The sequence below is a fragment of the Nocardiopsis sp. M1B1 genome (genome assembly GCF_052466615.1).
Window position 1 is genome coordinate 4265614 of the sequence record NZ_CP196194.1, and the last position, 13233, is coordinate 4278846.

Sequence of the window (13233 nt, forward strand, 5' to 3'; positions counted from 1 at the left end):
ATGGGCACCGGTGAGGTGGAGGTGAGTTCGGCCGACATCGCCAGGATCGCGGGCGTGAAGCCGACGGCGGTGAGCAACTGGCGGCGCCGCCACGACGACTTCCCCGAACCGGTGGGGGGCACCGACCGCAGCCCCCGGTTCGACTTGGGGCAGGTGGAGGAGTGGCTGTCCACCCACCGCCAGGCTCCGAGCATCGACCCCGACCAGCGCCTGTGGCAGGCTCTGGACTCCCTGCGCGGCTCCGTCCCCGTCGACGCGGTGCTCGTCCAGGCCGGGGTGCTGCTGTGGCACCTGGGCCGCGACCCCGAGGCCGGGGAGCGCGGCACCGGGGAAGCCGGGGAACAGGACGGATCCGCGCTGGCGGTGCACGCGTGGTGGAGTTTCGAGGACCTCCTCGAAGGCGCGGGTCTGGCCGCTCTGTCCGCGCGCCGCCCCGAACCCGTTCCGGACGCCCAGCTGGGTCCGTTGGCGGACGCGGCGGTGCGCGCCGCGCGGGAGAGCGATCCGCGGGCCGCCTTCGAGCGCCTGCTCAGCCGCCTGGACCAGCGCTCACCCTCCGGCTCGCACACGGTCCCGCCCGAGCTGGCCGACCTCATGGTGGCCCTGGCCGGAACCGGGAACGCCGGAACCGCCCGCGAGGACAGCGGAGGCGAGCACGCCGGGACGGGGAACACCGGAACCGGCCCCGAGGACACCGCGGCCCCGGAGGAGGACAGCGCCGGGAACGGGGGCGGTCCCGCCGGTACCGTGGCCGACCCCGCCTGCGGGCGGGGCGGGCTGCTGCTCGCCGCCGCGCGCGGTGGACGGCGCGCCCTGCTGGGACAGGACCGGGACGCGGCCTCGGTGTGGCTGGCCGCCCTGCGCCTGGCCTTCGCCGGCGCCCTGACCGGGGAGGCGGACCTGCGGGTGGCCGACGCGCTGCGCCTGCCCGCGTTCGCCCCGAACGCACCGGACGGCGCGGACGGCGCCGACGCGGTCGTGTGCGCCCCGCCCTTCGGCGAGCGCAACTGGGGCGCTGAGGAGCTCGCGGAGGACCCCCGGTGGACGTACGGGGTCCCCCCGCGCCTGGAGTCCGACCTGGCCTGGGTCCAGCACTGCCTGTCCCTGGTCCGGCCGGGCGGCTCGGCGGTCGTGCTGATGCCCCCGGGCGCCGCCCAGCGCCCCTCGGGGCGGCGCATCCGCCGGTCGCTGCTGCGCGCGGGCGCCTTCCGCGCGGTGGTCTCGCTCCCGCCCGGGTTCGCGGCCCACTACGCCGTTCCCCTCCAGCTGTGGGTGCTGCGCCGACCGGAGCGGGACGCGGTCCCCGCTCCCGTGCTGCTCGTGGACACCGCCCCGCACGAGCCCGGGCAGACCTGCCCGCCGGGCGAGGTCCTCGGCCGGATCGACCGGCTCTGGCGGGAGTACCTGGCCGACCCGGAGGGGTTCGACGAGCACCCGGGGGTGGCGCGGACGCTGGAGGTGGCCGACCTGCTGGACGAGGACGTCGACCTGACCCCCCGCACGCGCCTTCCGGTTCCGCGCGCCGCGGCGGGCGACCTGGACCTGTTCGCCGAGCGGCGCACGCGCCTGGAGGGCGCGCTGCGTACGCTGCGCACGCTCCTGCCCGAGGCGCCGCGGGTCGAGCCCGGCGGCGAGGCGGTCGGGGTGGTCACGCTCGGCGAGCTGGCCCGGGCCGGGTCGGTGACGATCCGGCGGCCCCTTCCCCGGCGTTCGGCGGAGGAGGCGGGCCCGCGCACCAGCGCCAGGGTGATCAGCGGTGAGGACGTGGCCCGCGGGCTGGGGGCCTCGCGCACGGAGGAGGTGGACGCCGACCCGATGCGCAACCCCCCGATCCAGGAGGGCGACGTCCTCATCCCGGCGGTGGCTCCGAGGCCCGCCGCGCGGGTGGCGACCGGGGACGACGCGGGCGCCTACCCGGGCGGCGGCCTGTACGTGGTGCGCACGAACCCGGGCGCGGTGGACCCGTGGTTCCTGGCGGGGTTCGTCACCAGCTCCGGGGAGAGCCAGAACATCACCCGGATGAGCAGCAGCATGCGGGGCCACCTGAGGATCGACCCGTCCCGGATGCGGCTCCCGGTGCTGCCGGTGGAGGAGCAGAGGCGGTACGGGGAGCTCTTCCGGAGGGTGGCGCGGTTCCGGGAGGCGCTGCTGGAGCTGCGGGAGTGGGGCGAGGAGCTGGCCGACCAGGCCGTCGACCTGGTCGCCGGGCGGTGGGAGACCTCTTCCTAGCAGCCGCGGGCGGCACCGGCCCGCTCCTTCGGGCAGGGGCGTCGCAACGGACCCTGGGAACCTCCCGGGTTCCATCGGTCCGACATGAGCAGGCGGGGCGCGGACGGCCGAGCCCCGCACCGGGCCGACGGCCGGGGTTCACGTGGTGGACGTGCCGCCAGCCGCGCGGCGCAACCTCGCCGCGAGGCGGTCGAACGCCGCCGCGAGCTCGTCTCCGTCGATCACCTCGACGTCGACGTCGAGCTGTGTCATCCACAGCGCGAGCCGGTCCGGGTCGTCCGAACCCAGCTCGACACGGCACGTGGTCTCGTCGACCACCTCGATATCAACGGGGACGGGGATCTTCGCGGCGACTCTGGCGGCGGGAGCGTGCACGAGTACCCGGGCGCGGTACTTCCAGGCCGCCTTGCTGACGCGTCCGACGACGTACCCGACGGCATCGTCCCCCGGGATCACGCGCGGCTGGAACCGCGCACCCGTCGGTGCGTGCGCAACCATGCGGTCGACACGGAAGATCCGCCAGTCGTCACGGTCCAGATCCCACGCGAGCAGGTACCAGAGCGGCCCCCAGCTCACCAGCCGTCGCGGTTCGGTGTGGCGGGCCCCTTCGCTCCCCCCGGGCTTGGTGTATCCGAACCGGAGCCGTTCGCTGCCGCGGACCGCGGCGGCGACCGCGCCGAGGACCGAGAGGTCGAGCGGTGGTTCGTTCCCCGGAACGACGCTCGTCGCCTCGCGTACCGCCTCGACGCGCCGACGCAGGCGCGAGGGCAGCACCTGCTCCAGCTTCGCGAGCGCGGTGAGCGATGTCTCCTCGACGCCGAGCCTCCGGGTCGCGACCACACCCAGTCCGACCGCGACGGCGACGGCCTCGTCGTCGTCGAGCAGCAGCGGGGGCATCGCCGTCCCGGCGGCCAGCCGGTACCCGCCCGCGACACCGGGACGCGCGGCCACGGGGTAGCCGAGCGAGCGCAGCCTGCCGATGTCGGCGCGCACGGTCCTCGTGCTCACACCGAGCCGGTCGGCGAGCTCTGAGCCCGTCCAGTCGCGCTTGAGCTGGAGCAATGACAGCAGTTCGAGCAGGCGGGCGGAGGTCTCCAACATGTTCCCCATCATTTCGGCAATCGCGGAAGCTCTCCTGCCGCATTGCCTGGAAACGTCGGTGTCATGAACGAGAACAACGCACTCACACCGTTCCGCATCGACATCCCGCAGGCCGACATCGACGACCTGCGCGACCGGCTGGCACACACGCGCTGGCCGGTCCCGGTACCGGGCCGAGACGATCGCACCGACTTCAGCCGCGGCATCCCGCTGGTGTACCTGAAGGAGCTCGCCGAGTACTGGCGTGACGGGTTCGACTGGCGTGCGCAGGAGGAGAGGCTCAACGAGTACGGACAGTTCACGACGGCCGTCGACGGCCAGACCTTCCACGTCGTCCACGTGCGATCGACGAACCCGGAGGCCACCCCGCTGATCCTGAACCACGGCTGGCCGGGCTCGTTCGTCGAGTACCAGCGACTCATCCCGCTGCTGACCGATGCGTTCCACGTGGTCGTCCCGTCACTGCCCGGCTTCGGGTTCTCCACCCCGCTGTCGGGGACCGGCTGGGAGCTGGCGCGGACGACGGAGGCCTACGCCGAGATCATGACGCGTCTGGGCTACGAGAGGTTCGCGGCCCACGGCACCGACATCGGTGCGGGCACCACCGGCCGCCTCGCGGCGCTCCACCCGGAGCGCGTCATCGGCACGCACATCGGCAGCGACCCGCGGTGGCTCGGGTTGCTCGGCGACAAGTTCCCCTACCCCGACGGTCTGTCCGATGACGAGACCGCCCAGATCGAGGCGGTGCGAGCTGAGGCCGCGGCCGAGCGCGGGTACCTGGCGATGCAGGACCACCGCCCCGACACGATCGGCGCGGCGCTCACCGACTCGCCGGTCGGTCAGCTCGCGTGGATCGCCGAGAAGTTCAAGACCAGGGCCGACGGCGCCTACCGGACGCCGGACGAGACGGTCGACCGCGACCAGCTCCTCACGAACATCAGCCTGTACTGGTTCACCCGCAGCGGCGCGTCGAGCGCGCAGTTCTACTACGAGTCCGCGCACTCCGGAATCGACTTGGTCACGGCCTCCGACGTGCCGTCCGGATGGGCCGTGTTCGACACCCACCCGCTCATGCGCCGCGCGGTGGACCCGGGGAAGGCGATCGGTCACTGGAGCGAGTTCATCGAGGGCGGTCACTTCCCCGCGATGGAGGAGACGGAGCTGCTCGCGGACGACATCCGCGCCTTCTTCCGCGGCGTTTCCTGACTCCGTGTCAGGGTCCGCGGGCGCGAAGGCCCGCTCAAGACCCGGGGCCATGGCGGGGGAACAGCGGCCGTCCCGGAGGCGCGTACGACGGGGACCGTGCCTCAGGAGCCGTCGGTGACGCGCTTGCCGTCCCCGTCCCGGACGATGGTGAAGGAGTCCACGAGCCGGCCGTCGGCGGTGCTGGACCGGTACTCCAGGGTGTCGCCGTCCACCGAGACCGTCTGGAAGGTCTGGGTGTCGGTGCGCTGCACGCGCACCTCGGCGCCGTGGTCGGTCCAGTTGCCCTCGGCCGCGTCGTAGGTCTTGGGGCCGGTCACCGCGACCACGTAGACCGGGCCGGTGTGCGCGCCGGGGCCGTCGGTCCGATGCTCCCTCATGTTGCCGCGGGTGTAGGAGTGGTCGTGTCCCTGGAGGACCAGGTCCACGTCGTACTCCTCCAGCACCGGCAGCCACGCCTCGCGCAGCGGCTCGTTGTCGCGGTCGGGGTCGGCGGAGAAGACCGGGTGGTGGAAGGTGACCACGGTCCACTCGTGGGGGTTGTCGGCCAGTACCCGCTCCAGCCACCGCCGCTGCGTGTCCAGCCACCGCTCGGTCTCGTCCGAAGGCACCTCGCGGTAGTTGGAGTTGAGCACCACGAACCGCACGCCCTGGTAGTCGGTGTGGTAGACCGTCCCGGCCAGGTCCGCGCCCCGGTCGGGGCCGTTGCCCGCGCCGCGGAACTGCGGAACCCAGTGTTCGCTCAGGGCGCCGTCGTACTCGTGGTTGCCGGGCGTGGCCACGTGGTTCATGCTTCCGGTGGCCGGGCCGAAGGCGTCGAACCACTCGTCCCACTCCGAGCCGCTGTCGGCGGAGTCGACCAGGTCGCCGGAGTGCACGGCCAGCTCAGCGTCGGGCGCGGCCTCCAGCCCGGCCCTGACCACGGGGGCGGCCTCGTCGGTGATGTCGTTCTGGATGTCGCCGAAGTACAGGAAGCTGAAGGGTTCGGCCCCCTCGGCGGCGGTGGTGAAGGTGCGCCAGTCGCTCACCGCTCCGCCCGCGTCACCGCCCCCGCCGGCCCCTCCGGCGACTTCACCGCCTTCGCCGTCCGCACCGATCCGGTAGCGGTAGGAGGTGTCCGGTTCCAGGTCGGTGGCCGTGGCCGTGAAGGTGGAACCGGGCTCCTCCCCTCCGGTGGCCCGCCCCTGCACCCGGGCGGGTTCCGCCGACTCGTCCTCGGGGCCGATCTCCAGGAAGGCCTCCCGCGCACCGTAGGCGCGCCAGGTCACGGTCTGGGAGGTGCTGGGGTCGGCGGTGGGTGAGAGCAGGACGCGGTCGACGGGCCGCTCGGGCGGGGCCTCGGGGGCGCAGGCGCCCAGCCCGACCGTGAGGACCGCGCCGCCGAGGGCCGCGAGCGCGCGGAACGGAGCGGAGCGGGACCGGAGCGGTCCGGACCCGGCCGAGCGGTCCCGCGGGGATCGGGACGGCACCGGGCGGGGCCGTGGAGCGCGGGACGGAGCGTCGGGCATGAGGAGGACTGTCCTTTCTGACGGCGAACCGGTGCCGCTGGCGCGAAGGGGCGGCGGGGAGCCGCCCGTGCGACGGCTCCCCCGGTCTACCAGGCCAGTTACCCGACCAGGGAGTCGAGCATGGGCCCGAACTCCTCGTCGGAGGTCAGCAGTTCCACCGACCTGTTCTCGTGGTCGATCCTGGCCCCCACCGGACGCAGGTCGGGCGGCGTGCCCTGCTCGCGCGAGCGCGAGCCGGGGTGCCACCAGTAGAGCTGGGCGCTGACGGGCTTGTCGCCGTCGGCGGTGAACCGCTCGGCGACCTGCTGCATGCGGTCCAGGGCCGCGATCGGGTGGCCCTGTCCCAGGGGGTGGGCCAGGAGCACCTCGGGAACGGGGAAGGCCACGAGCGCGCCGTGCGGCAGGTCGCCGAGGTAGCGGTCGAGGGCGTGCGCGTGCGCCGCCACGTAGGGGTGCTGGCCGCCGATGTGCACGATGCGCGCCCCGTCGGCCTCGTGCTCGCTGACCTCGACGGTCTCGGCCACGGAGGCGGCCACCGCCTCGGCGAAGACCTCGCCGTCGGGGCGGCCGGAGCGCTCGTGCACCTGTCGGGGCAGCGGCCTCAGCGAGTCGGCGGCGTCCACGACCACGGTCTGCCACAGCCCGGGGGCGACCTCGCGGGTCAGGAGGGATTCCAGCACACCCTCGGGGAAGGCGGAGGCGGGGTAGAGGCGCACCCGGAGCCGTCCGTCGGTGTCGCCGCCGCCCTGCCCAGTGGCCTGGCTGAGCTGTTCGACGGACGTGCGCGCGAACTGGGCGGTGTTGTGCGCGATCTGCTCGGGGGTCGCCCCGCTCAGTGCGGCGCGCAGTCCGCTGATGTCGGCGCTGGCGTGGTTGCCGTCGGGCAGCGTGACGACGAGCGTGTCGGCGCCCTGGAAGGCGGCGCCCACCCCGGCCGCGGCGAAGGCCCCCGCCAGGGAGACGGCCACCGTGTCCCCGGGGTCCGGCGCGGAGGGGGCGCCGGTCGGCACCGAGTCCCCAGTACCGGTGGAGGACGACTCGGCGGAGGACCCGTCGGCGCCCTGCTCCCGCTCACGCGCGGCGCCGGCCATGAAGTCGGCGAAGCGGGCGGCCAGGTCGGTCCGCTGCTCCTCCCCGGCGATGACGGCCTGGTCGAAGGTGTCCCCCATGTCGGCCTCCATGAGGATCGCGCCCCCGAAGTCGAACACGCGCAGGCGGGTCGGCGGCAGGAAGACGGCGCGCAGCCCCTCCCGCTCGCACGCCCGCACCAGGGCCGCGCCGAACTCCTCGCGCGTCCGTTCGGGCTCCAGTTCGCGCGCCTGCTCCAGCCGGGCGCCGAGCCAGTCGGGGATCCGGTCGTGCGCGCGCGGAAAGCGCTCCAGTTCCTGGGCGTAGACGAGCGGGCTGGTCCCGGGCGGCAGGTCGGGCTCGGTGTCGTGGTTGTACTCGACGTTGAACCGGTGCGAGCGGTGGACCGAGAGGACCATGGAGAGCCAGGTGCCCGCGCCCTCCTGGAACCCGGACCGCTTGAGCGTGTCGACCAGGTCGCCGACACCGCCGGGCACCTCCAACTGCCGGACCTGGCCGTCCGCCTCCTGGACGGCGAGCATGTCGGCGCGGTACGCGCCGATCACCCTGGCCAGGTAGGTGAGCTGTTGCCAGCCCTCCGGGACGACCGCGACCAGTCGCCCGGCGAGGTCCTGGAGGACCTCGCCCTGTTCGAGGGGGCCGGGAGGTTGGGGAGTCATGTGGGGCTCCGTGTCCGTGTGGGTGCGTTCGGTCGGTTGCGCGTTCCCTTCCTATCGTGCCGGGAGGACGGAGCGTGACCTCGCCCGTACCTGACGCTGTTCGCCGCGTGCCGCCGCCCGTTCACGCGGTCCGGCGAGCCCTCAGTCCGCGAGCGCGTCGAGGTAGACCCAGGCGCCCTCGTGGCGCACGAAGCGGCTGTTCTCGACGAGCGCCTCGTCGCGGGCGCCCTCGCGGTAGGAGGCGCGGAAGGCGACCGTGCCCTCGTTGTGGAACGGGGTGCCCTCGGTGGTGGACAGGATCTCCAGGCGCACCCACTCGGTGCCGGGGTCCAGGTCCAGGCGCCGCGGCCTGGTGCTCGGGTGCCAGGTCCGCAGGAGGTGGTCGCGGTCGCCGACGGCGAAGGCGCTGTAGCGGGAACGCATGAGCTGTTCGGCGGTGGAGGCCGTGGCCCGCCCGCTGTGCAGGCGGCCGCAGCAGTCCCGGTAGACCGACGGGCCGCCGCAGGGGCAGGGCGCCTCGGGATCGGCCGCGGGCCGGGGCGGGGACGTGCGGTGGCGGGTTCTGCGCTGCGACATGCCCTCCATTGTGGCGTCCCGCCCCCGCTGGCGGTGACAGGCCTGAAGCCGGAGCGGCCGCGGAGCCGGGCCGGGTGCTGGCCCGGGTCCTGACCGGTGTCGGCACCCGGGGAGACGGGTCCCGTGTTCAGGCGCGGCCCGAACCGTCGGAGCCGTCCGATCCGTCGGACAGGGGCCGCGTCAGATCCGTCGGCGGCGTCCCGATCCGCACGTCCTGGCCGGTGAGGCCGGAGTGCACCTCGGCCGCCACGGACTCGACGGTGTCCACCCCGTAACGCATCCCGTCGTTGTCGTCGGTCAGGACGACGATGTCGTAGTCGCCCACCGGGGTGTCGCGGAAGCCGCCGATGCTGTGCACCCGCCAGAGACCGGTGTCGGTGTGGGGCAGCCAGCCGTTCTTGAGGTGGACCTGGGCGTCGGCGGGTGCTCCCGAGGGCACGCCCCAGCGCTGTTCCCCGGTCACGTCGCCCATGAGGCCGCGCGCGAACTCGCGCTCCCCCTGACCGAGCACATCGTTGTCGGTGCGCAGCAGGCGGAGCAGGGTGAGCTGGTCGGAGACGGTGATCCCCATCAGCCCGACGTAGCCCTCGGGGTCCGGTTTCGTGGCGTCCATGCCCGCCAGGTCGAGGAACCGCTGGACGCGCTCGGCGCCGACCCGGTTGCGCAGCTCCGTGGCGGCGTCGTTGTCCGAGACGGTGATCATGGCGGTCGCCAGGTCCCTCTCCTCAGCGGTGAGCTCCCGGTTCTCGTCCATGGCGGTGCGCAGCAGCGCGCCGAGGACGACGACCTTGCCGACGCTGGCCGCGTCGAACTCCGCGTCGGGGTCGAGTCCGCAGGTGAGGTCGCCGCCGTGCGCGGAGACCCCCACGGCGACGGTCCCCTCCCGCTCGTCCACCCTCTCGCGGATCCCCTGGTCGAGCCGTCGCGCGAGGTCGGGGTGGGACTCGGAGGCGCAGATCGGCTCCTGCGCGGCGGCCGTTACCACGGCGGCCGGAGCGGCGGCGGCCGGAGCAGCGGCCGACCCGGCGGTGAGCGCGGCGGCGAGGACCACGGCGGCGGACCGTGCCGGGCGTCGGTACCCGGCGGGTGTGCGGTCGGCGGACATGGAAGGGGCCCTCCCTCGTTCGGCGAATCGGGGCGGCGGAGCAGGCCGCGGACGAGCCGACGGACACCCTGCACACCCACACGGGCACACAGAGTGATCGACCGGCGCCCTTCGATTCTCGGTGTCCGGGCTCCGCCACGCGTGAGCGACACGGGGTACCGCGCCTCCGCGAAACGGTGGCTCGGAGGGTGGCACGAGGAGAGCCGCACCGCGCACGGAAGGGCGCGGACCGCCGGTCGGTTCCCACTCGCCCTCCGACCGGAGGTCCGCTGGAGACGGCCCCCGTCCGGGCCATCCGCTCTACCCCACCTCGACGGTGTAGGTCTCACCCAGGCCGAGGGCGACGGCAGTTGGGAGAGCCGACGCGATCGGACCCAGCACCCGCCCGCAGACGCTTACTCCAGCGTCCACTCGCAGTCACCGGACAGTTCAAGCGCGACGTCGCCCTCCTGGACCACGACGGACCCGGGTCCCTCGATGTTGTTGTTGGCGATGATGTCGTCGAGTTCTCCGGACAGGCCCGACAGGCGGGCGTAGTAGCACATGGGGAGGATGCCGTCCGGGTCCGGCCCGTCAGTGGTGTACGTGCCGGGCTCGATGTCCTCGCCGACGCGGTGGATACCGTTACCGATGCCGGAAGGGGTCTCGGGCTCCTCCTCCGCGGGCTGCTCCTCGACAGCCTCCTCCGCGGCGGTCTCCCCAGCGGGTTCCTCCGCGGGGGCCTCCCCATCCGCCCCACCGCCCGCCTCCTCCCGGGTGGCGGAGGGCTCCGAGGCCCCGCTGTCGAGGTCGTCCCCGCCCAGCACGGCCACGCACCCGACGAGCAGGAACAGGAAGAGGAGGACGCCGAGACAGCCGCCGCAGCCGAGTCCGACCTTCTTCCCGGTGGACATGCCCCGATTGGCGGGCGGGGGCGGCGGGCCGTAGGGCGGCTGGGGCGAGGTCATGGTGTGCTCCGGTCTGTGTGCAGGGGGCAGCACGGGGCGCTGCCGGGATGTGCGCCGCCCACCGGGCGGATGCGCTCGGCGGGCAGGGACGGAGGCAGGAACGCGCATACACGCCCGTCCTCGCGAGACCCGTTGAGCTTCGCTGTGTTCTCACCATACACAGAAGCCGTGAACGGAGCCAACCACAATTTCGTGTACTTGGAATCACAGCCGGTCACTCGTGCAGTGACCTCTGAGAAACGGAGTGTGTTCGACCGCCACAGGCAGTTCACGTCCGCACGAAACCGCAAGGATCCATGGACGGTCCCCACTCCCCCCTCGCGCAGCCCGCCGTGGCAGCACACGACCTCCGGCCGGGCCCCGCGCCCCACCCGCACCAGGATCCGGACACACCAAGGAGATCGACCGGGCCTTCACCGAGGGGCGGATCCGGCGGAGACCGGTCATGGCGCACCGCCGACAAGGTCCACTCCTCAGCTGGTGCGGGTGTCGGAGAGTCAGGCAGCGGGATGGTCGGTGAGGGGCGCGGTCCGCGCGGTGGCGTCGAGGTTCGCGCGCAGGGCCTCGACCTTGTCGGTGACAAAGGCGTGCGAGTCCGAGCCGAGCACCTGGCGCAGCGGGCCCTCGGCGCCGCTCACGACCCGCTCGATGATCGCCGTGGCGCCCTTGACCGGGTCGCCGAGCTGGCTGCCCTGTAGGTCCAGGTGGTTTTCGACCATTTCACGGATGCCCGGGTAGGCCTCGGTGGTCTGGGCGGGCAGCGCGAGGGAGTCCCGGGTGAGGAAGTCGGTGCGGAAATAGCCGGGCTCGACGATCGTGACCTTGACGCCGAAGTCGGCGACCTCACCGGCGAGGGCCTCGCTGAGGCCTTCCAACGCGAACTTGCCGGCACAGTAGAGCGCCCACCCCGGAAGGGAGACCAGCCCGAGCACCGAGGAGACGTTGACGATGTGACCGCTCTTCTGCTGACGCAGAACCGGCACGGTGGCACGCAGGACGTTCCACACGCCGACGACCTGGACGTCGAGCATGTCGCGGACGTCGGCGGGGTCGGTTTCCTCGACCGCGGCCAGGTAGCCGTAGCCAGCGTTGTTGACAACGGCGTCGAGGGTGCCGAAGCGGGCGACGGTCTGGTCGACGGCCTGCTTGACAGCAGCATCGTTTCGCAGATCGACGGCCAGGGGGAGCAGCCGCGACGTGTCGACGCTATCGCCGATCGCCGACAGCAGCCGGTCGGTGGATCTGGTGGTCGCCGCGACGTTGTCGCCGCGCTCGAGCAACTGGGTGACCAGCTCAAGGCCCAGGCCGCGAGAGGTACCGGTCACGAACCAGGTCGACGGACGATTCGACGGGAAACTCATGGTCATCCTCAATCTCGGAGTTCGGGGAGACGCCGACGGGTGGTGTCCCGTGCCAGCGTGACTCCAAGACTGGTTCACGGCACAAGGCCGCGGGGACTGATCTCGGGCCCTGTGCGACCTCGCACGCCGGAACCTAGGACTCGGAGGTCCAGTCGCAAGCGGCCCAGGTGGATTCTGTCGACCCCGTGGATAATGGGGTCGTGGCACAGACGAATCGCGAACTCGCCGATTTCCTACGCCGTGCTCGGAGCCAGGGCGACCCGTCACGGGCGGGACTGCCGCCCGACGGGCGCATACGCCGCGTCCCCGGGCTGCGGCGCGAGGAGGTCGCACTGCTGGCCGGGGTGTCCACCGACTACTACGCTCGTCTTGAGCAGGGTCGGCGTATCACGCCCTCCCCGGCCGTGATCGAGGCGATCGGTCACGCGCTCGGACTCGACGCCGCAGGACGGACACACCTGGAAGACCTCATCGGGGTGACGGCGGCACCGACCCGGCGACGGGCTCCTGGCGTCCAACGCGTGCGTCCAGGGCTCCACCAGCTCCTCGACGCCCTCGACGGCGAACCCGCGCTCGTCCTTGGACGTCGCACCGACGTGTTGGCGGCCAACAGGATGGGCGCAGCGCTTTTCGCCGACTTCGAAGGCATGCCTCCCGCCCACCGCAACTACGCGCGCTGGATATTCCTCGACGAGGAGGCCCGCACGCTGTTCGTGGACTGGGACGACCAGGCCCGCGCAGCGGTCGAGAGCCTGCGGTTCGAGGTCGGCCGAGATCCCGACGACCGCGCCACCATCGCGCTCGTCGCCGAGTTGCGCGAACACAGCCGCGAGTTCGACCGGTGGTGGGAGCAGCATCGGGTGCACCAGCGCACCCACGGCTCGAAGCGTCTTCGCCACTCACTCGTCGGCGACCTGACCGTCGAGTACGAGACCCTCAACCCGCCCGGCGACACCGACACCACACTGTTCATCTACACCACTGAGGCCGACTCGCCGTCACGGCGGGCTATGGACATCCTCGCCAGCTGGACCGCGTCCAGCTCGGGAATCGGGATACAGCGCCAGAGCCAGGGCACCGACGGCGTCACCGACCAGGACTGAGCACCGCCTCCCAGAACACGGCCCGGAACCGCGCTGACACCCCCTCCGCCACCGGACGGACCGTGTGCAGCCGTTCGCCCGTGTGCACATCCCAGACCGTGATGCTCCAGTCCGAGGAGCCCGCGGGGTTCCTCAGGGCCAACCGTCGCTCATCGAGGAAGACGGGGTCTCCCCCGTCGCTGTCGATGGTGTTCACGGTCTCCCCTGACGCGCTGTCGACGATCTGCACACCAGCACCCGGGACGGCGTGATCCGGTGAGGGCGACCAGTCAGCCCCCGGAGACTGAACCGCTGTACGGTGTGGTTCATCGCGGCCAGGTACACGGGTAAGGGGTTCGCTGAACGGTGCGGT

Annotated in this window: 11 protein-coding genes; 3 read left to right on the forward strand and 8 right to left on the reverse strand. The window is 72.7% G+C overall.

What is annotated here, in order from left to right; translation table 11 throughout:
• The gene (locus tag ACSTA4_RS18480) at positions 1-2229 is read left to right on the forward strand and encodes an N-6 DNA methylase (protein ID WP_444960370.1); all 2229 of its coding nucleotides are present in this window, start codon (positions 1-3) and stop codon (positions 2227-2229) included.
• A gap of 138 nt (positions 2230-2367) precedes the next feature.
• On the opposite strand, the gene ACSTA4_RS18485 is transcribed toward ACSTA4_RS18480, so the two are convergent.
• Entirely contained in the window at positions 2368-3330 is a 963-nt protein-coding gene (locus tag ACSTA4_RS18485; protein ID WP_444960371.1) for a helix-turn-helix transcriptional regulator, read from the reverse strand.
• Positions 3331-3393: 63 nt separating this feature from the next.
• Between ACSTA4_RS18485 and ACSTA4_RS18490 the strand changes: the two genes are divergently transcribed.
• Positions 3394-4536 carry an epoxide hydrolase family protein gene (locus ACSTA4_RS18490; protein WP_444960372.1) on the forward strand — a complete coding sequence of 381 codons (1143 nt, stop codon included), beginning with the start codon at positions 3394-3396 and terminating at the stop codon, positions 4534-4536.
• A gap of 101 nt (positions 4537-4637) precedes the next feature.
• Here the strand turns inward: ACSTA4_RS18490 and ACSTA4_RS18495 are convergent, their stop codons facing one another.
• The 6 genes from ACSTA4_RS18495 to ACSTA4_RS18520 all read right to left on the reverse strand — a co-directional run bounded on the left by ACSTA4_RS18495 (position 4638) and on the right by ACSTA4_RS18520 (position 11778).
• Positions 4638-6041, reverse strand: a complete 1404-nt coding sequence (locus ACSTA4_RS18495) for a metallophosphoesterase (RefSeq protein ID WP_444960373.1) — start codon at positions 6039-6041, stop codon at positions 4638-4640.
• A 98-nt stretch (positions 6042-6139) separates the two neighbouring features.
• Positions 6140-7789 carry a hypothetical protein gene (locus ACSTA4_RS18500; protein WP_444960374.1) on the reverse strand — a complete coding sequence of 550 codons (1650 nt, stop codon included), beginning with the start codon at positions 7787-7789 and terminating at the stop codon, positions 6140-6142.
• 141 nt (positions 7790-7930) lie between these two features.
• Entirely contained in the window at positions 7931-8365 is a 435-nt protein-coding gene (locus ACSTA4_RS18505) for a YchJ family protein (RefSeq protein WP_444960375.1), read from the reverse strand.
• Between the two features lie 127 nt (positions 8366-8492).
• Complete coding sequence (locus ACSTA4_RS18510) at positions 8493-9470, reverse strand: serine hydrolase (protein WP_444960376.1); 978 nt, start codon at positions 9468-9470, stop codon at positions 8493-8495.
• 395 nt (positions 9471-9865) lie between these two features.
• Positions 9866-10417, reverse strand: coding sequence for a hypothetical protein (locus ACSTA4_RS18515; protein WP_444960377.1), 552 nt, complete (start codon positions 10415-10417; stop codon positions 9866-9868).
• 497 nt (positions 10418-10914) lie between these two features.
• The gene (locus ACSTA4_RS18520) at positions 10915-11778 is read right to left on the reverse strand and encodes an SDR family oxidoreductase (RefSeq protein ID WP_444960378.1); all 864 of its coding nucleotides are present in this window, start codon (positions 11776-11778) and stop codon (positions 10915-10917) included.
• A gap of 200 nt (positions 11779-11978) precedes the next feature.
• Here ACSTA4_RS18520 and ACSTA4_RS18525 point away from each other — a divergent pair, with 200 nt between their 5' ends.
• Entirely contained in the window at positions 11979-12881 is a 903-nt protein-coding gene (locus ACSTA4_RS18525) for a helix-turn-helix domain-containing protein (protein WP_444960379.1), read from the forward strand.
• On the opposite strand, the gene ACSTA4_RS18530 is transcribed toward ACSTA4_RS18525, so the two are convergent.
• Entirely contained in the window at positions 12865-13110 is a 246-nt protein-coding gene (locus tag ACSTA4_RS18530; RefSeq protein WP_444960380.1) for a hypothetical protein, read from the reverse strand. The two genes, ACSTA4_RS18525 and ACSTA4_RS18530, sit on opposite strands and share 17 nt — an antisense overlap.
• Positions 13111-13233: the final 123 nt, after the last annotated feature.